The 20,140-nt window shown below is 29.6% G+C and carries 17 protein-coding genes and 1 tRNA gene; 11 read left to right on the top strand and 7 right to left on the bottom strand.

The features are described from left to right. The first annotated feature begins 20 nt into the window (after positions 1-20). The 4 genes from ftsZ (at position 21) to BM335_RS07950 (ending at position 5,277) form a co-directional block, all read left to right on the top strand. Positions 21-1,913: a cell division protein FtsZ gene (ftsZ, locus tag BM335_RS07965; protein ID WP_090225203.1), complete on the top strand. Its 1,893-nt coding sequence runs from the start codon at positions 21-23 to the stop codon at positions 1,911-1,913. A gap of 123 nt (positions 1,914-2,036) precedes the next feature. Further along, positions 2,037-2,486 carry a GatB/YqeY domain-containing protein gene (locus BM335_RS07960; RefSeq protein ID WP_090225202.1) on the top strand — a complete coding sequence of 150 codons (450 nt, stop codon included), beginning with the start codon at positions 2,037-2,039 and terminating at the stop codon, positions 2,484-2,486. Positions 2,487-2,505: 19 nt separating this feature from the next. Further along, positions 2,506-2,579 (top strand) — tRNA-Arg (locus BM335_RS07955). A gap of 259 nt (positions 2,580-2,838) precedes the next feature. Further along, positions 2,839-5,277 carry a glycoside hydrolase family 94 protein gene (locus BM335_RS07950; protein WP_090225201.1) on the top strand — a complete coding sequence of 813 codons (2,439 nt, stop codon included), beginning with the start codon at positions 2,839-2,841 and terminating at the stop codon, positions 5,275-5,277. Positions 5,278-5,363: 86 nt separating this feature from the next. Here the strand turns inward: BM335_RS07950 and BM335_RS07945 are convergent, their stop codons facing one another. After that, positions 5,364-6,236, bottom strand: a complete 873-nt coding sequence (locus BM335_RS07945) for a helix-turn-helix domain-containing protein (RefSeq protein WP_177219181.1) — start codon at positions 6,234-6,236, stop codon at positions 5,364-5,366. A gap of 162 nt (positions 6,237-6,398) precedes the next feature. Here BM335_RS07945 and BM335_RS07940 point away from each other — a divergent pair, with 162 nt between their 5' ends. From BM335_RS07940 to BM335_RS07930, 3 genes are all read left to right on the top strand, one after another. Next, complete coding sequence (locus BM335_RS07940; protein ID WP_245780642.1) at positions 6,399-9,407, top strand: SusC/RagA family TonB-linked outer membrane protein; 3,009 nt, start codon at positions 6,399-6,401, stop codon at positions 9,405-9,407. Positions 9,408-9,431: 24 nt separating this feature from the next. Next, positions 9,432-10,952: a RagB/SusD family nutrient uptake outer membrane protein gene (locus tag BM335_RS07935; RefSeq protein WP_090225196.1), complete on the top strand. Its 1,521-nt coding sequence runs from the start codon at positions 9,432-9,434 to the stop codon at positions 10,950-10,952. A gap of 112 nt (positions 10,953-11,064) precedes the next feature. Next, entirely contained in the window at positions 11,065-13,260 is a 2,196-nt protein-coding gene (locus BM335_RS07930) for a beta-glucosidase family protein (RefSeq protein ID WP_090225194.1), read from the top strand. A gap of 48 nt (positions 13,261-13,308) precedes the next feature. Here the strand turns inward: BM335_RS07930 and BM335_RS07925 are convergent, their stop codons facing one another. The 4 genes from BM335_RS07925 to modA are packed head-to-tail and all read right to left on the bottom strand — an operon-like array spanning position 13,309 to position 16,022. Continuing rightward, positions 13,309-14,184 carry an ABC transporter ATP-binding protein gene (locus BM335_RS07925; RefSeq protein WP_090225188.1) on the bottom strand — a complete coding sequence of 292 codons (876 nt, stop codon included), beginning with the start codon at positions 14,182-14,184 and terminating at the stop codon, positions 13,309-13,311. Further along, the gene (gene modB, locus BM335_RS07920; RefSeq protein WP_090225185.1) at positions 14,181-14,855 is read right to left on the bottom strand and encodes a molybdate ABC transporter permease subunit; all 675 of its coding nucleotides are present in this window, start codon (positions 14,853-14,855) and stop codon (positions 14,181-14,183) included. The genes BM335_RS07925 and modB overlap by 4 nt, the downstream gene beginning before the upstream one ends. Continuing rightward, positions 14,852-15,250 (bottom strand): TOBE domain-containing protein, encoded by a 399-nt coding sequence (locus tag BM335_RS07915; RefSeq protein ID WP_090225183.1) that lies wholly within the window; start codon positions 15,248-15,250, stop codon positions 14,852-14,854. The genes modB and BM335_RS07915 overlap by 4 nt, the downstream gene beginning before the upstream one ends. Then, entirely contained in the window at positions 15,243-16,022 is a 780-nt protein-coding gene (modA, locus tag BM335_RS07910) for a molybdate ABC transporter substrate-binding protein (RefSeq protein WP_090225180.1), read from the bottom strand. Before modA ends, BM335_RS07915 begins: the two co-directional genes overlap by 8 nt. A 160-nt stretch (positions 16,023-16,182) precedes the next feature. On the opposite strand from modA, the gene BM335_RS07905 reads away from it, so the two are divergent. Beyond that, entirely contained in the window at positions 16,183-16,590 is a 408-nt protein-coding gene (locus BM335_RS07905) for a CBS domain-containing protein (RefSeq protein ID WP_317041029.1), read from the top strand. Here the strand turns inward: BM335_RS07905 and rpe are convergent. Both rpe and BM335_RS07895 read right to left on the bottom strand, forming a co-directional pair. Continuing rightward, positions 16,587-17,249 (bottom strand): ribulose-phosphate 3-epimerase, encoded by a 663-nt coding sequence (gene rpe, locus BM335_RS07900; RefSeq protein ID WP_090225174.1) that lies wholly within the window; start codon positions 17,247-17,249, stop codon positions 16,587-16,589. The two genes, BM335_RS07905 and rpe, sit on opposite strands and share 4 nt — an antisense overlap. Positions 17,250-17,340: 91 nt before the next feature. Continuing rightward, the gene (locus BM335_RS07895) at positions 17,341-18,204 is read right to left on the bottom strand and encodes a sigma-70 family RNA polymerase sigma factor (protein WP_090225171.1); all 864 of its coding nucleotides are present in this window, start codon (positions 18,202-18,204) and stop codon (positions 17,341-17,343) included. A gap of 149 nt (positions 18,205-18,353) precedes the next feature. Between BM335_RS07895 and BM335_RS07890 the strand changes: the two genes are divergently transcribed. The 3 genes from BM335_RS07890 to BM335_RS07880 are packed head-to-tail and all read left to right on the top strand — an operon-like array spanning position 18,354 to position 19,987. Further along, positions 18,354-18,920: an RNA polymerase sigma factor gene (locus BM335_RS07890; RefSeq protein WP_090225169.1), complete on the top strand. Its 567-nt coding sequence runs from the start codon at positions 18,354-18,356 to the stop codon at positions 18,918-18,920. Further along, positions 18,920-19,135 carry a hypothetical protein gene (locus tag BM335_RS07885; RefSeq protein ID WP_090225167.1) on the top strand — a complete coding sequence of 72 codons (216 nt, stop codon included), beginning with the start codon at positions 18,920-18,922 and terminating at the stop codon, positions 19,133-19,135. Before BM335_RS07890 ends, BM335_RS07885 begins: the two co-directional genes overlap by 1 nt. A 27-nt stretch (positions 19,136-19,162) precedes the next feature. Next, positions 19,163-19,987, top strand: a complete 825-nt coding sequence (locus tag BM335_RS07880) for a mechanosensitive ion channel family protein (protein WP_090225165.1) — start codon at positions 19,163-19,165, stop codon at positions 19,985-19,987. Positions 19,988-20,140 lie beyond the last annotated feature (153 nt).

Below are 20,140 nucleotides of genomic sequence, written 5' to 3'. Positions count from 1 at the left end.
AACACCAACAAATAAATATTATGAGCACAGATTTTAGCAACATTTCCTTCGATTTACCAAAAAATCAATCTAACGTTATTAAAGTTATTGGAGTAGGTGGAGGCGGTAGTAATGCCGTAAACCATATGTACTCCCAAGGTATTAATGGTGTAGATTTTGTTGTTTGTAATACCGATGCTCAGGCATTACAAAATAGCCCAATTCCTACAAAAATTCAGTTAGGCGTTTCTTTAACAGAAGGTTTAGGCGCAGGTGCAAACCCTGATGTTGGTGAACAAGCTGCTAAAGAAAATATTGAAGAAATTAAGCAAATGTTGTCTACAAATTCTAAAATGGTATTCATTACTGTTGGAATGGGTGGAGGTACAGGAACAGGTGCAGCACCAATTATTGCAAAAGCAGCAAGAGAATTAGATTTGTTAACCATTGGTATTGTTACCATTCCGTTTTCTTTTGAAGGGAAAACTAGAAATGAACAAGCTCAAAAGGGGATTGAAAAATTACGAGAATATGTAGATTCTTTAGTTGTAATTAATAATAATAAATTAAGAGAAGTATATGGAAATCTTGGTTTTAAAGCAGGATTTTCAAAAGCAGACGAAGTATTATCAACCGCTGCAAGAGGAATTGCAGAAGTAATTACACATCATTACACTCAAAACATAGATTTACGTGATGCTAAAACCGTACTATCAAATAGTGGAACAGCCATTATGGGTTCAGGATCTGCATCAGGAATCAATAGATCAGAAGAGGCTATTTCAAAAGCATTAGATTCACCGTTATTAAATGATAATAAAATAACAGGAGCTAAAAATGTATTGTTATTAATTGTATCTGGAACCGATGAAATTACCATTGATGAAATTGGAGAAATTAACGATTATATTCAATCAGAAGCTAAATCTAACGTAAACATTATTATGGGTGTTGGTGAAGATGAAAGTTTAGGAGACGCTATTGCCGTAACTATTGTTGCAACTGGATTTAATAAAGATCAACAACATGAAATTTCAAATGTTGAAGCAAAAAAAATAATTCACACATTAAATGATGAACAAGAAGCATCTTATGATTTTTCTGAGAAAAGCTTATTAGATAATTCTTCAAAATCTACAAATGAATCTGTTGCAGAAATTGAGGAAGAAAAAATTGTGTATGATTTAGGAGAAGAAATAGAAGAAGAACCACAATTTGATATTATTCAAACTTCAGAAGTTATTAAAAATATAGATGTAGTATATGAAGAAATATCTTCAGAAAAATTTGAAGAATTTGTAATAACAGATGTTAAAGCAGAAAAAGAAGAGCCAGTAATTGAACCAGTTAAAGAAGAAAAACAGATATCTTTTACGTTTGATTTACCTATTTCTAAATTAAAAAGTGAACCTGTAGAAGAGGTGAAAAAGACTGAAATAAATAATATTGAGGTTGTTGCACATCAAGTAATTCAGCCTAAAAAAGTAGAAGAGGATGTATATTTTACACTAGAAGATTATACAGAGTTGGAAGAAAACTTAACTAGAGCTTCTAAACCAGCAACTATTGAAAAAAGAATAAATGACGAACCTACTTTAAAGTACAAATCAGAACCTAAAATTGATATAAATAATCAAGAAGTTGTTGATTTTAAAGAAGTTTCTCCGTTAGATTTAACAATTGCTGAATTACAAAAAAGAGCAACAGAAAGAAGAGAAAAAATGAAAAACTTTAATTATAAGTTTATAAATAAAGTAAATAAAAATATTGACGAAATAGAAAAAGAGCCGGCTTATAAAAGAATGGGCGTAGAATTAAATCAAACCTCTCATTCATCACAATTAAATCAGTCTAGAACTACTTTAAATATTGATGATAATGATGATATTCAATTCCGTTCAAACAACTCTTTCCTACATGATAATGTAGATTAAAACTTTGCCCAAAGACAAGTGCCCTTAGACAAGTTTTCTAAGTTTTGGACTCGAAAATCTTTAATAAATATTAGAGAATTTCGAGTTCTTTTTTTTTATCTTCGCAAGATAAATATTTGAATTATGAGTTTACAACAAAAGTTAATGGAAAAAATGAAAGAAGCTATGAAATCTAAAGATAGTATAGCTTTAGAATCATTAAGAGCTATTAAATCTGAAATATTATTATTACAAACTAAAGGTGGTGCTGCAGAAGAATTAACAGCAGATGATGAAATTAAATTACTTCAAAAATTAGTGAAACAACGTAAAGATAGTGCGTCACTTTATATTGAGCAAGGTAGACAGGATTTAGCTGATCCAGAATTAGCACAAGTGGAAGTGATTGCTCAATTTTTACCTAAACAATTAAGTGAGCAAGAGGTAAAAGCTATAGTTGAAAAAATTATTGAGAAAGTTGGAGCAACTTCAATGAAAGATATGGGAGCAGTTATGGGAATGGCATCTAAAGAATTAGCAGGAAAAGCTGATGGGAAATCAATATCAATGGCTGTAAAACAATTATTGGGATAAACTTTAAAATTTCTATATTGGCCTCGTGGCGCAACTGAATAGCGCACTGGATTTCGGCTCCAGCGGTTGCAGGTTTGAATCCTGCCGGGGTCACAATTAATTTACAAAACCTTGAGTTTAAATAATTCAAGGTTTTTTGTTTTAAAATAATAGTAATAATTGTTTGTTTAATATTTATTTAGATAACCACGTTTCTTATTATTTGCTTAAATGACAATATAGTATCAAAAAATAATATAATGGATACTTAATTTTGAATTCTTAAGAAGAAAGTCCGTTTGTTGTTATCAGATCTTATTATTTTATTTAATAACAAATGGTTATAGTTTAAAGAATAAATACAAAATTAAACATGAAATACGGTCATTTTGATGATGCTAAAAGAGAGTATGTAATTACCAATCCCAAAACTCCTTATCCTTGGATAAATTACCTTGGGAATGAAGACTTTTTCTCATTAACTTCCAATACAGGAGGTGGTTATACTTTTTATAAAGACGCGAAATTTAGACGTTTAACGCGTTATAGATATAACAATGTTCCTACGGATGATGGTGGGAAATACTTTTATATTAAAGATGAAGATACCGTTTGGTCTCCAGGTTGGAAGCCAGTAAAAACAGAACTTGATAGCTACGAATGTAGGCATGGAATGAGCTATACTAAATTTAAAGGTTCAAAAAATGGTGTTCAGGCTAAAGTACTTCAATTTATTCCTCTTGGTTTTTGGGGAGAAATTCAGAAAGTGAGTATTAAAAATACATCTTCAAAGATTAAAAAGTTAAAATTATTTTCATTTGTTGAATGGTGTTTGTGGAATGCAGAAGATGATATGACAAATTTTCAACGAAATTTTAGTACTGGTGAGGTAGAAGTTGAGGATTCAGTAATTTACCATAAAACCGAGTTTAAAGAACGACGAAATCATTACGCATTTTTTGCAGTTAATTCCAGTATAAATGGTTTTGATACTGATAGGGAATCTTTTTTAGGACTTTACAATGGTTTTGATACACCAGATGTTGTTGCAGATGGAAAACCAAAAAATACTATCGCACATGGTTGGTCTCCAGTGGCTTCACACTATATAGAAGTAGAACTACATCCTGGTCAAGAAAAAGACTATATTTTTATGTTGGGTTATGTTGAGGTTGATGAAAATAATAAATGGGAAAGCAAATCAATCATCAATAAAAAACCTGCAAAGGAAATGATTGAAAAGTTTAATACTGTTGAAAAAGTTGCCATTGCATTTAATGAGTTAAGAGTATATTGGGATCATTTACTCGGTAAAATTAATATTACTTCTTCTGATGAAAAGTTGGATCGTATGGTAAATATTTGGAACCAATACCAATGTATGGTAACTTTTAATATGTCTCGTTCTGCTTCATTTTTTGAATCGGGAATAGGAAGAGGAATGGGTTTTAGAGACTCAAATCAAGATTTAATTGGATTTGTTCATCAAATACCAGAAAGGGCTCGTGAAAGAATTGTTGATATTGCATCAACCCAATTTGAAGACGGTTCATGTTACCACCAATACCAACCATTAACAAAAAAAGGAAATGCAATTTTAGGTGGTAATTTTAATGATGATCCATTATGGTTAATTTTATCAACAACTGAATATATTAAAGAAACTGGTGATTTTTCATTGCTAGATGAATTAGTTCCTTTTGACAATGATACATCAAGAGCAAAGCCCCATTTTGATCATTTAAAAGCGTCATTTTATCATGTTGTAAATAATTTAGGACCTCATCAATTACCTCTTATTGGTAGAGCAGATTGGAACGATTGTTTAAACTTAAATTGTTTTTCAAAAGATCCGAATGAATCTTTTCAAACTACGGGTAATAAAAAAGATGGCCAAGCAGAATCATTAATGATTGCTGGACTATTTGTTGTGTACGGTAAGGAATATATTGATTTATGTAAGCAAATTGGTAAAAATTCAGAAGCCGTGGAAGCACAAAATCATGTAAATAATATGATTGAAGCTGTTAAAAAGTTTGGTTGGGATGGTGATTGGTTTTTACGTGCATATGATTATTTTGGTAAAAAAGTGGGTTCAAATGAAAATGAAGAAGGGAAAATATTTATTGAATCACAAGGTTGGTGTGGTATGGCAGAAATTGGTATTGAAGAAGGTTTTGTTGAAAAGTCATTAAATGCAGTTGATAAACATTTAAATTGTGATTATGGAATTGTTTTAAACAGTCCAGCTTTTTCCAAGTATTATATAGAATATGGTGAAATTTCAACCTATCCAGCTGGGTATAAAGAAAATGGTGGTATATTTTGTCATAACAATCCTTGGATTATGATTGCAGAAACAAAAATAGGAAGAGGCGATAAAGCCTTTGAATATTATAGTAAAATTGCTCCAAGTTATTTAGAAGATATTTCGGAGTTACATAAGGTTGAACCATATGTATATTGCCAAATGATTGCAGGTAAAGAAGCTTTTAAACCTGGAGAGGCAAAGAATTCCTGGTTATCGGGTACAGCGTCTTGGAATTTTTATGCAATTACTCAATATATTTTAGGAATAAAGCCATCATATAAAGGATTAGAAATTAATCCGTGCATTCCATCAAATTGGAAAGGGTTTAAAATGGTTAGAAAATTCAGAGGAGCAACGTATAATATTGAAATTTTAAATCCAGAAAATGTTAGTAAAGGAGTTAAAAATGTTTGGGTAAATGGACTTAAAACCAACTCAAATATAGTTCCAATACTTGAGAAGAATATAGAACATTTTATAAAAGTTGAATTAGGAAAATGATAGAATAGTTAAGTTTGATTTGTTTATTTAAAACCTTCATAATTAAATAATTATGAAGGTTTTGTAATTTATCAAAAAAGTACTTTTTATAATACTTTTTTTACACCTACAAAAGCTTCTTTAAATTCCTTAGGAGTGCAATTTTTTGCCTTTTTAAATAATCTGTTAAAATTGGCAATGTTGTTAAAACCACATTTAAAGCCAATTTCTCCAATACTTAAATCGGTTTCTAAAAGCCATCTGGTTGCAAAACTAATTCTGGTGTCATTTACATAAGTTATAAATGTTTTTCCAGTTCTATTTTTCATAAATCTGTTAAATGAAACAGGACTCATATTTACCAATTCGGAAATTTCATTGAGTGTAATTGTTTTTGTAAAGTTTTGTTGAATATAATCATACACTTTTTTGATTTTATCACTATTATGAAAATCTTCTTTTACAGCGCAAGAGTTTGATAATAACTTTTGTGCATCAGATTTTGCTAAATCATTTAATATTGCAATAAATTCTAAATAATATTCAATTCCAGAAATTCTTGTAAGCGCCATCAATCTAGGCATTACTTTTATAGTGGTTTCTTTAGAGAATAAAATGCCATGTTTACCTCTGTTAAACATATCTTTAATGGGCTTAAATATTCTTCTTGATAATGTTTTTTCATTAAACAAATCTGGATGAATATGAATTGTGATTTCGTAAATTTCTTTGCAAGTGCATTTATGAAGCTCCCAACCATGAACTAAATTAGGACCTACTAAAACCAACTCTAATTCATCAATCTCATCAGTATGATCTCCAATAATTCGTCTAACACCTTTTCCTTTAAAAATAAAATTTAACTCAATTTCAGGATGAAAGTGAATAGGAAAATCAAAATCATCTTTTACCCTTTCTTCAACTAAAAAACTGTCTTCTGGAATTAGTCTTGTAATTTCTCTATGAGCATTTTGTATCATAACTATTTTAAAATTGAGATTTAAAATACATAGTTAATGAAAATATACAAATAAATGACAAAATTCAATTAACAATTATTTAACAATTGCAATAGCTTTGTATGAACTACAATTCATAATTGTATGAATTTAGATAAAAAAGAATAATTAAACCAAATATTTATGAAAATTCAAATTGTAAAAAAAATTATTTTTCTTGGAATCTTTATGCTGTATGCTATTGCAAATGCACAAAGTGTTTCGGGTCTTGTATCTGATGCCAATGGGCCATTACCAGGTGCAAACGTAATTGTTAAAGGTACAACTAATGGTACAACAACTGATTTTGATGGGAAGTTCATGTTAAGTGAAGTTCCAGCGAAAGCAGTATTACAAATTAGTTTTGTGGGTTACACTACTCAAGAAGTAGTTTTAAATGGTAAAACAATAATTAATGTAGTCCTTGTTGAAAATGCAAATTCTTTAGAAGAAGTTGTAGTAGTTGGTTACGGATCTAAAAAGAAAAGTTTAGTAACCGGAGCAATTTCTAGTATTAAATCTGAAGACATGCAAAACAATGGTACTACCAGAGTTGAACAAGCAATTCAAGGAAAAGTATCCGGTATTTCTGTATTAACAAATTCTGGTTCGCCAGGAGCTGGTTCTAAAATAAGAATTCGTGGAACGGGTTCTAATGGAAATGCAGATCCTATTTATATTGTAGATGGTATGAAAACTTATAGCATTGATAATATTGATGGTGGAGATATAGAATCTATTGAAATTTTAAAAGACGCTGCCTCTTCTGCAATTTATGGTACTGAAGGTGCAAATGGTGTTGTAATTGTAACTACAAAATCTGGTAGAAATTATGACAAACCACTTATTTCTTATATTTCACAATTTGGAGTACAGTCAGAACGCTCAAAAATGGAGTTAATGAATGAGTCTCAATACAGAACTTATTTAAATGAAGCTGGTGTTCAAAATATTCCTTCTAATGGAATTGATACAAATTGGTTAAACGAAGTTTTTGAAGATGCTTGGATGGAAAAACATCATTTAAGTTTTGCAGGTGGAACAGAAAAATCAACCTATTTACTTTCAGGTTCATATACCAATCAAGATGGTATTGTTGGGGGTGAAAGAGCCAACTTTAAACGTTACACTGCAAGATTAAACTCTAAACATCAAATAAATAAATGGTTAGAAGTAGGAAACAACCTAACGTATTCTAATACAAGTCGTGGAGTTATTAGTGAAGATGATGAATACCGTGGTATTTTAAATAATGCTTTATTAATGGATCCTTTAACTCCTGTAATATACAACAATGGAGTGCCTGCAAATGTTACTAGTTTAATAAACGCTGGAAATACAATTTTAGCTGATAAAAATGGTAATTATTATGGTCTACCAGCTTATGTAACTGGTGAAATTGCAAATCCAATAGCAATGCTTTCTATTCAAAATAGAAACATTAAAACCGACAAAATATTAGGTACCTTTTTTGCAAATGTTTCTCCTATAGAAGGGTTGGTTATGACTACTAGATTGGGGATTGATGTAAACTATTCTGTAAATCACAATTGGAATCCTGTATATTATGTTTCTTCAGAAAGACAAAATTCATTAACTACAGTTGATGATAATATTACAAAAAATTCATCATGGTTATGGGAAAATTTCGTAACCTACAACGGTTCTTATAACAAGCATAATTATAGTTTGTTAGCAGGTTTATCTGCCGAAAAATACCAATCTCCTAACTGGTATTTATTCTCAGGTCCAACGCCTAAAGAAGGTGATAATTACGCTTATCATGATTATACACAAGATGATGATTTAGACAAAGTAGGTGGAAATTTTATTGAAAGAAGAAAAAGATCAACTTTTGGAAGGTTTTCTTATGAATATGATGAAAAATACCTTTTAGAAGGTACTATACGTTACGACGTTTCAAGTGCTTTTTCTGAAGCTAATAAAGGAGCTATTTTTCCATCCGTGTCAGCTGGTTGGGTAATGTCTAATGAAGAATTTTGGAAAGAAGATAGCGCTATAGATTATTTGAAAGTTCGTGCTAGTTGGGGACAAGTTGGTAGTGATCAAAATTTACTAGGAAATGAAGATTTACAATTCTTTTCAAGTACTGGGGTTAAAGTTCCTGATGGAAATGGTGGTTTTTTACCAGGTTATGAAGCAAGTAATATTCCAAACAAAGATTTAACTTGGGAGACTTCTGAACAAATAGATTTAGGAATTGATTTAAGAGCTTTTGAAGGCAGACTTAAGTTTACTACAGATTATTACGATAAAAAAACAAAAGATTTAATTGTAAGTGGGAATAGTTTAATTCCATTATCTGTAGGACGTAATTTTGGAAACTTTAATGGGGGTACAGTTTCAAATAAAGGCTGGGAGTTTGAATTAGGATATAATGACAAAGTTGGAGATTTAACCTATGGCGTAAACTTAAATTTTTCTACACTTAAAAATGAAGTAACAGATTTAGCTGTAGATTCACCAATTGATGGTGCAGATGTTAGAGGTTTTATTACTACTCGTTTTGAAGAAGGTGAGCCAATTTGGTACTTTAGAGGGTATAAAACAGATGGAATTGATCCAGCAACTGGAAAGCCTATTATTGTAGATATAGATGATAGTGGAGATATTACTCCAAATGATATTACCAATATTGGTGATCCTCATCCAGATTTCTTATTCGGTGGACAAATTAATTTAGGTTACAAAAATTTCGATTTCAATTTAAACTTCCAAGGAACTCAAGGAAATGAAATTTATATGTTATGGACTAGAACTGATAGAATTTATTCTAACAAACCTTCATTTTTATTTGATGGAAGATGGACTGGTCCAGGAAGTAATGCTTCTTACCCAAAAGCAGATGTTGGTAGCGATGAATTATACCGAAGCGATTTAATGGTTGGAGATGGATCTTATATGAGAATTAAACAAATTCAATTTGGATATACGTTCCCATCAAAAGTAGTAGAGCAAATTAAATTAGATAATTTACGCCTTTATGTTTCATTAGAAGATTATTTTACTTTTACTAATTATCAAGGTTTAGATCCAGAAGCAGGTAGTACAAACAATCAAAGTCAAGGAATTGATAGAGGTGTTTATCCAATACCTGGTAAAATAATATTTGGTTTATCATTAAACCTATAATTCATAATTTAATACAATAAAACAATGAAAAAATATATTAAAATAGTAGTTTTAGGAGTATTAATTATTTTTAATTATACTTCTTGTAGTAATGATTTTACAGAGGTTGATCCAATTGGATTAATTAACGAAGATGATTTTTTAACAACTGATGCCGAAGCAGAATCTGTGATATTTGGTATTTATGATTTAATGGCTTGGAATTATAATCGTCCATGGAATAGTGCTTTTTTCTTAAAAGTTTTACCAGGTGATATTGCAAATGCTGGAAGCACAATTGGAGACCAACCACCTTTACAACAAATAGATGATTTTACGCATGTGGCAGATAATCCTGCAATTACTGGTGTTTGGGAAGGTTTTTATAAAACAATTGGTTTAGCAAATGTTTTAATTGAAAAATTAGAAATCTCTGAATTAAGCTCCAAAGATAAATTTATTGCTGAAGCAAAATTTTTAAGAGCATATAGTTATTTTGAGTTAGTAACTTTATTTGGTGATGTACCATTAAGAATAACAACACCGCAATCAATTAGCGAATTTGGTTTGGCAAGATCTCCAAAAAGTGATGTTTATATTCAAATTGAAAATGATTTAGCAGATGCAATTAGTGGATTACCTTTAAGAAGCGGAGTTGCTCAACCTTTCAGAATATCAAAGGAAGCTGCACAAGCTGTTTTAGGTAAAGTTTATTTATTTCAAAAAAAATATGATTTAGCCTCTATTGAGTTTGGTAAAGTAATTTCATCACAAGCATTTGATTTAGAACCTAATTTTGCAGATGTTTGGAAATCAAGTACTGAAAACGGAATGGAATCTTTAATTGAATTAAATTATGTAAGTACAGAAAAATACGATTGGGGTAATTTCCCTTGGGGTGGACGTCCAGAAAGTAACATTCACGCTCAATTAATGGGACCAAGAGGTGATGCATTTGATGTTGCTGCTATTGGAGTTGCCAACGGATGGGGATTTAATTTACCAACAAGTAAAATTGGTCAGGCGTTTGTAAATGCAGGTGATGTTATCCGTAAAAATGCAACACTTATTTCAGAAGCAGATTTAATTACAGCAGGTGGTGCAGTAACACCACCTGATACAGGAATTCATGATTATGAAGGTTATGTACGATTAAAATATGTTACAAGAACTGAAGATACAGCCGGCCCAATTAATGAATTAAATTATGGAATTAACTGGAGATTGTTACGTTATGCAGATGTTTTATTGATGGCTGCTGAAGCATATCATAAAAATAATGAAGATGAAAAAGCACAAATTGAGTTAAATAAGGTTCGTTTTAGAGCTGGTTTACCTGATATAACAGCTACAGGAAACGATTTATTTAATGCAATTGTATTAGAACGTCAATTAGAATTAGCCTTTGAAGGACAACGCTTTTGGGATTTGGTTCGTTGGGGATTAGCGGATGCTGAACTTTCAAGTTTAGGATATACTTCAAAAAACCAAGTATTCCCTATTCCATCAAATGAAATAAGTAGAAATGTTTTAATTAATCCTGAAGATCAAAATCCTGGATATTAAGTTTTGAATTAATAAGGTAAAAAAGACAACGTTTTAACACGTTGTCTTTTTCAATTTAATTAAATTGGTGTTTTAACAAAATAAATTTTAAAATGCTTAAACAGTACAAATAATGAATATTAAAAACAAACAATTTCAATTTATAGTAACGCTTTTTTTGGTTATCATTAGTTCTAAAATAAATTCTCAACAGATTGATTATCATTCGGAAAAAAAAATTGATAGCATTATTTCTTTACTAACTTTACATGAAAAAGTTGCAATGTGTCATGCACAATCAAAATTTTCTACGCCAGGAGTTGATAGACTTGGAATTCCAGAAATTTGGATGTCTGATGGACCTCATGGTGTTAGAGGTGAAATAAATTGGGACGATTGGGGATATGCCAATTGGACAAATGATTCTATTACTGCATTTCCTGCTTTAACTTGTTTGGCAGCAACTTTTAATCCAAAACTTTCAAAAGAATATGGAATTAGTTTAGGAGAAGAAGCTAGGTATAGAAAAAAAGATGTTTTATTAGGTCCGGGTGTAAATATTTATAGAACACCTTTAAACGGTAGAAATTTTGAATATATGGGAGAAGATCCTTATTTAGCTTCAAAAATGGTAGTTCCTTATATTCAAGGTGTACAACAAAATGGAGTGGCAGCTTGTGTAAAACATTTTGCGCTGAACAATCAAGAATTATGGAGGAATCATATTAATGTAGAAGTGAGTGATAGAGCATTGTATGAAATTTATTTACCAGCCTTTAAAGCAGCTGTAATAGAGGGAAAAGTCTGGTCTTTAATGGGTGCATATAATCAATTTAGAGGTCAGCACACAACACACAATCAGATACTTATGAATACTATTTTAAAAGAAGATTGGGCTTTTGATGGAGTTGTGATTTCAGATTGGGGTTCCACTCATAATACAAATGAAGCAGCATTAAATGGATTAGATATAGAAATGGGAACAGGAACTGATGGCTTAACAACATCTACTAAAAACACATATGATTATTATTATTTAGCAAATCCATTTTTAGAAAAATTAAAAAATAACGATGTTAGTGAAGATGTATTAAATGATAAAGTTAGAAGAATTTTACGATTAATGTTTCGTACAAATATGAATCCAAACCGTTCATTTGGAAGAATGAATAACCAAGAACATTTAGACGTTGCGCGTAAAATTGCTGCTGAAGGAATTGTTTTGTTAAAAAATGAAAATTCTTTTTTTCCAATAAATCCATCTAAAAAAATTACAATTGCAGTAATAGGAGAAAATGCAACAAAATCTATGACAATTGGCGGAGGTTCATCAGAATTAAAAGCAAAAAAAGAAATTTCTCCTTTACAAGGATTGAAAAATAAGTATAAGAATGCAACTATTTTATATGGATTAGGTTATGCTTCTGGACCTTCAGCTTATGGTAGAGTTATCCCTTCAACGCTTGATGCTGATAAATTAAAAAACGAAGCAGTAGCTTTAGCATCAAAGGCTGATGTTGTATTATTTTTTGGAGGTTTAAATAAAAATCATCAACAAGATTGTGAGGGTGGAGATAGACAAGAGTTTGAATTACCTTTTGGGCAAAATGAGTTATTAAATGAATTATTAAAAGTTAATAATAATGTTGGAGTTTTATTAGTAAGTGGTAATGCAGTTGAAATACCTTGGCTTGATAATGTTAAAGCATTAATGCAAACTTGGTATTTAGGAAGTGAAACTGGTAATGCAATTGCTGATGTAATTAGTGGAGACGTTAATCCGTCAGGTAAGTTACCATTTTCTTTTCCAAAAAAATTAAATGATAATGCTGCGCATTCTTTTGGTAAATTATCTTATCCAGGTGATAGCATCAACCAATATTACAAAGAGGATATTTTGGTTGGTTATCGTTGGCACGATACAAAAAAAATAAAACCTTTATTTGCTTTTGGTGAAGGAAAATCTTACACAACGTTTAAACTATCTGATTTTAAAACTGATAAGAAAGAATATGCGCAAAATGAAACGATTACTATTAGTGGAAATGTTATAAATACTGGTGAAATTGATGGAGCAGAAGTGGTTCAGGTTTATGTAGGAAAGTCAAAATCAAAAGTTAAAAGAGCTTTAAAAGAATTGAAAGGTTTTCAAAAAGTAACTGTATTAAAGGGAGGAACTGAATCTGTTGAAATTTTAATAAATACAAATGATTTATCTTTTTATGATGAAAGTATTTCAAACTGGAATTTAGAAAAAGGAGATTATTTGATTTATGTTGGGAATGCTTCAAATAATATTTCAAAAGAAATTAAAATTACAATCAAATAAAGATTTAGTTATTTTAATTTACTAGAAATAGGATAGTTTTTTAATAAATTATCCTATTTTTTGTATTATAGGGTTAAACGCTTTTGCTGAAACTAAAATTTTATCGCCAATAGCTAAATTATTTCCTTCACTTTCATCTGCAACAATTTTAACAATATCTTTTCCAATTTGAACAGATAAAATGTAAATAAAATCTTGTTTTATGATTTGGATTAATGTTCCTGTTAATTGAAATTTCGCACTTAAATCTTGATAATTAAAAATTTGATTTGTGGGTCCTTGTCTAATTATTTTCCCTTCATTTAGTTCAATAACAAGGTCAGACATTCTTAAAACTTCAGAAACATCGTGGCTAATTAATAATGTTGTTAAGCCAAATTCTTTATGTACAGTTAAAATATATTTTTGTAATTTATATCGTATTTCTTCATCTAAAGCAGAAAGCGGCTCATCTAACAAAAGTATTTTTGGCTTTTGCACCAAGGCTCTTGCTAATGCAACTCTTTGTTGTTGTCCACCAGAAAGTGTAAATGGTTTACGATGTTGTAATTCACCTAATTCAACCATTTCAATTAAATGATTTATAATATTACTGTTATCTTCTTTATTTAGTGCAAATTCTAAGTTTTCTTTTACCGTCATATTTGGAAACAATGCATAATCCTGAAAAACGTAACCAACTTTTCTTTTTTGAGGTTTTAAATTTATGTTGTTTTGGGTATCTAGCCAAATGGAATTATGAACACTAATTTTACCGGAATCAGGTTGAGTTAAACCCGCCAAAATTCTTAAAATAGTAGTTTTTCCAGCACCAGATTTACCAAATAATGTTACCAAGCTACCTTCTTTAATTAAGGTTTCAACAGAAAGCAGCATTTTACCATTAGCAGCAATTAATTTTTTTTGAAAATTTAATGCTATCATTTGTGAAACTGTTTTAAATAACCATTATTAAACAAATACACAATTAAAAGAATACTAAAAGTTAAAGTAAATAAAATTAAGGAATAAGTGTTTGCTGCGCCATAATTTAGTGCTTCTACTTCATCATATATAGCAATAGATGCAACTTTTGTTTTTCCAGGTATATTTCCTCCAATCATTAAAACAACACCAAATTCACCAATTGTATGTGCAAAAGCCAATACGATACCAGTTAATAATGATGATTTTATGTTTGGTAAAAGCACTTTAACAATGGTGGTAAATCTCGATTTTCCTAATATATATGACATTTCTTTTAATGAAACTGGTAAATTAGCAAATCCGCTTTGAATTGGATGTACCATAAATGGTAAACTATAAAGTACGGATGCAAAAAGTAATCCTTCAAAAGAAAAAACCAACTTTAAACCCAACCATTCATTTAACCAATTTCCAAAGGAATTTGCAGGGCTAAAAGCAATTAGTAAATAAAATCCAATTACAGTTGGCGGTAACACAAGTGGCATACTTACCAATGTTTCAATAACCGGTTTAAATTTTGACTTTGTAAAAGCCATCCAATATGCCAATGGAATGGAAATTATAAAAAGCAAAAATGTAGTTATTAATGCCAGTTTAAAGGTTAATATAAGTGGTGCCCAATCTATCATTCTGTTACTAAAATTTCGTTAGTTTTAACCATAGCAGTAACTTTTAATCCAACAACTAATTTTAATTGTTTTACAGCATTTGTTGTAATAATAGATGTTATTTTACCAACAGTAGTTTCAATAATTAATTTACTTAACAAATCCTTAGATTCTATAGATAAAATGGGACCTACAAATTTATTTTGCATACTAATAGTATGATTTGTTCCAGTACCAATAATCACTTCTGTTTCTTTAAAAATTACCGTAACAGCTTTTCCAATTTGCAATAAAGGATTTGTTGTTGGCGTATCAATTACAATAGCTGTAATTTTTGTATTATTGACTAGAATATATACTAAAGATAAACTTTCGCTGGTAATAATATTATTAATAGAACCTTGTAATTTATTCATTATCTATTACAGTATAACCGTGTTTTTTTAAAATTTCTTTTCCTTTTTTTGAAAACAGAAAATTAAAGAATTTTTCCGATTTACTAAGGTCTTTCCCAGTATTTTTAATGATAACAGCACTTTGGGCAATTGGATTATAAGATTTATCATCAATTTCAATAAAAATACCTTTTTCTTTTAAATTTGGACTTAAAACTACCGATTTTGCTGTGAAACCCAATTCTGCAACTTTTGATGTAATAAACTGGTTGGTTTGTGCAACACTTTCCCCAAAAACTAGTTTAGATTTAACAGAATCTAAAATTTTATAATATGCTAAAACTTCTTCAGTTGCAATTCCGTAAGGTGCAGTGATAGGATTAGGGCTTGCAATATGTTTTATTTTTTCGGAAGTTAAATTTGATAATGATGGTTGTATGTCATTCTTTAAAGTCCATAAAATTAACTTTCCGAAAGCGTAAATTTTTGGTTCAGTTTGTGTGAAACCGTTTTTAAATAATTCATTAGGATATTTAGTATCTGCGGAAATAAAAATATCAAAAGGGGCGCCTTCTTGTATTTGTGCCGTTAATTTTCCAGAAGATGAAACAACTGTTTGGCATTCAATACCCGTTTCAGAATAAAAAATATCAGTCATTTCATTAACTGTATATTGCATGTTTGCTGCAGTTGCAATGGTTAATTTTTCATTTTTTGTTGTACAAGAAACGACAATTAAAATAAAAATTAGGTTAACAAACGTGATATGAATATTAAAAAGTTGCCTTTTCATTGAAAATATTTTTAAGAATTTAGGAATTAGAATGCTAATATAGCGCCTCAAAAATTGTTTAATATGATTTTGGTCATACTAAATTTACTAATATTTTAAGAACTTTATATAATTAGAAAATATTTTAATTATGAAACGTCTAGAGCCTGTATCAAAAATAATGTCAACAAAGCTTGTAACGTTAAAACTATCTGACGATTTATATAAAGCTGAGCGGTTGTTTAAAGATTTTCATATTCGTCATATTCCTGTTGTGGATACAAAAAAACATATAATAGGAATGTTAAGTTTGTCGGACTTAAGGAGAATTAGCTTTTTAGATTCGTACGATGCTGATGAAATTAAAATTGATAATGCTATTTATGATATGCTTAGCATTGAGCAAATTATGGTGAAAAATCCAATTAAAGTAACTTCAAATATTACAATAAAATCAGTTGCTGAAATTTTAGCAAAAAATGAATTTCATGCATTACCAGTTGTAGATTTAGATGAATTAGTTGGAATAGTAACCACTACAGATTTGCTAAAATATTTATTGGAACAATACGAACTGGAAAAGGCTTAAATTCCTGATACTAATCCTTTTAAATTTGCAATAGTTTCTGTTGGATTTTCACTTTTAAATACAAAACTTCCGGCAACAAATGCGTCGGCACCAGCTTCTAATAATTGTTCAATATTTTGATCTGTTACACCACCATCAACTTCAATTAGTGCATCAGATTCACTAAATTCAATTAACGCTCTTAATTGTTGCACTTTTTTGTAAGTGTTTTCAATAAAACTTTGTCCGCCAAAACCTGGATTTACACTCATAATTAGCACCAAATCTAAATCGGCAATAATATCTTCTAAAACAGCAATAGGTGTATGCGGGTTTAAAGATACTCCAGCTTTCATTCCTTGCCTTTTTATTTCTTGCACAGTTCTATGTAAATGTGGGCAAGCTTCATAATGTACCGTTAAAATATCTGCTCCAACTTTTTTGAAATCAGCAATATATCTGTCTGGATCAACAATCATTAAATGCACATCCATTATTTTTTTAGCATGCTTTTTAATCGCACTAATAACGGGCATTCCAAAAGAAATATTGGGAACAAACATACCGTCCATAACATCAATATGAAACCAATCGGCTTTACTGTTGTTAATCATTTCAATATCACGTTGTAAGTTAGCAAAATCTGCCGCTAACATAGATGGAGCAATAAATTTGTTCATTTTAATAAGTTTTTTGCAAAAGTATGATTTATAAACAAAAAACGCTCGAAATTTCGAGCGTTTTTATTGACTTTTAAAAAGTTAATAGAAATTAACCTAAATATGTTTTTAAAATTTTACTTCTTGAAGTATGTTTCAATCTTCTAATTGCTTTTTCTTTAATTTGACGCACACGTTCGCGTGTTAAATCAAAAGTTTCACCAATTTCTTCTAAAGTCATAGGGTGCGCATCACCTAAACCAAAGTATAATTGCACAACATCTGCTTCTCTTGGTGTTAAAGTTTCTAAAGCACGTTCAATTTCAACTTTTAAAGATTCGTGTAATAAGGCTTTATCAGGATTTGGAGATTCACCTGTATTTAATACATCATAAAGGTTAGAATCTTCACCTTCAATTAAAGGAGCATCCATAGATACGTGACGGCCAGAGTTTTTCATAGACTCTTTTACATCATTCACAGTCATATCTAATTTTTTTGCAATTTCTTCAGCAGAAGGAGGTCTTTCATTTTCTTGCTCTAAAAACGCATACATTTTATTAATTTTATTAATAGAACCAATTTTGTTTAAAGGTAAACGTACAATACGAGATTGTTCTGCTAATGCTTGTAAAATTGATTGACGAATCCACCAAACAGCGTACGAAATAAATTTAAAACCACGTGTTTCATCAAAACGTTTTGCAGCTTTAATTAAACCTAAATTTCCTTCGTTAATTAAATCGGGTAATGTTAAACCTTGATTTTGATATTGTTTTGCTACAGATACAACAAAACGTAAATTTGCTTTTGTTAATCTTTCTAAAGCTACTTGATCTCCTGCTTTAATTCGTTGTGCTAATTCAACTTCCATTTCGGCAGTAATTAAATCTACCTTTCCAATTTCCTGTAAATACTTATCTAATGATGCGGTTTCTCTGTTAGTAACCTGTTTTGTAATCTTAAGTTGTCTCATTTAGTAGCTAAAAATTATTTTGTTTATTAATAGGGTCTAATATATATACGTTGTATTTTTGAAAATGTTACAAATAAAATAAAAAAATATTTTTTTGTGACTTTTTTGTTATTAAAGAGTCTTATAAAATATAACCCAATAAAAGATAATTGAAATCAGCTGACGACATAGCGTTATTAAGTGATAACGAGTTGGTTAAAAGGATAGTTAAAACAAATAATACACATTTGTTTGCTGTGCTTTATGATAGACATGTGAGTATGGTTTATAATAAGTGTTACGGATTTGCAAGCTCTAAAGAAGAAGCGCAAGATTTAACCCATGATATTTTTATTAAGCTATTTGTAAAATTAAGAACGTTTAAAGGAACAGCTAAGTTTTCTACTTGGCTATATTCATTTACTTATAATTTTTGTGTGAATTATGTAACACGAAATAATTATAAAAAAAATGAAAAGAATTTTGAAGGTGAATTATCAGCCACAGAAGAGCACGATACTAGCGAAGAGGCTTTATTTGAAATGAAAGCTGATAAATTACAAAAAGCATTGGACCAATTAGAGCCAGATGATAAAATGATTTTATTGATGAAATATCAAGATGATTTTTCAATAAAAGAAATTTCAGAATCATTGGAAATTGGTGAAAGTGCTGTAAAAATGCGCTTAAAAAGAGCCAGAGAGAAAGTAATTAATGTATATAATAATCTTAAATAATGGAAAATCCGTTTAAGAAAATATTACATAATGAAGAAGTGCCAAAAGTACTTCGGGAAAAGGTAATTAATGATATTTCGTTGATTAAACTTTCTATTGATATAGCTGATTTATTTGCTGTAAAATATCCAAGTACCATAAACGAATTTTTAATTACTGAGAAGGAATCAGTAAAAAAGAAAAACAACAACATTAATAATTTATTGAAAGAATAATTCAATAGTAACTAACCTATATTAAAAATGAAATTAATTATTCAATTAGAAAATGTAAACTTTTCGTTTGCACAAGATTTGTGGAGATCTATTTTAGCATTTATACCAAAAATATTGTTAGGTATTGGGTTTATAATTATAGCATATATAGCTATTAAAGTGGTAAACTTTGTTTTAAAACGACTTTTAAAAGTAACTAAAATAGATGCGATTACCACAAAATTAAATGAAGCAAAATTATTTGGTAAAAGTGACTACGATGTAGTGCCTTCTGACATTATTTTAAAATTTGTAAAATATTTATTAATTCTAATTTTTGTAGTTATAGCTTCAGAAATATTAGGATTAAAAATGATTTCTGAAGGAATTGGAAGTTTTATAGCGTATTTACCAATTTTAATTACAGCTTTGTTAATTTTTGTAGTGGGAGTTTATTTTGCTTCAATAATAAAAAATACAATAGTAAGCACTTTTAAATCTATGGAACTCTCGGGTTCTAATTTGGTAAGTAATATTGCTTTTTATGTAATTGTAGTATTTGTATCTATTACAGCATTAAACCAAGCAGGTGTTAATACAGAAATAATCACAAGTAATTTAACATTAATATTAGGATCGGTTTTAATATCATTTACAATAGCTTTTGGATTTGGGGCAAGAGATATCATTACCAGATTGTTATTTGGATTCTATTCACGCAGAAATTTTGAGATTGGGCAACATATTAAAACAAAAAAAGTGGAAGGTGTTATCCAAGAAATTGATAATATATGTATTACTATTAAAACTGCTGATGGCATTGTGGTACTACCAATCAAACATTTTGTAGATCAAAAAGTAATTATAAAATAAAAAATTGGGGCTCTAATTATTAACTAATTATTAGAAAAAAATAATGGGTTAGTTTTTCTAATAATTTAAATTTAACAGTGAACTAAATGATTAGTATTTGCTGTTAAAAAGAAAGAAGCCAAATTACAAATAAATTTATTTAGATGTATGGCT

The organism is Lutibacter maritimus, from assembly GCF_900116115.1.
GTDB lineage: Bacteria > Bacteroidota > Bacteroidia > Flavobacteriales > Flavobacteriaceae > Lutibacter > Lutibacter maritimus.
This window is presented reverse-complemented; position numbering and strand designations above follow the sequence as displayed.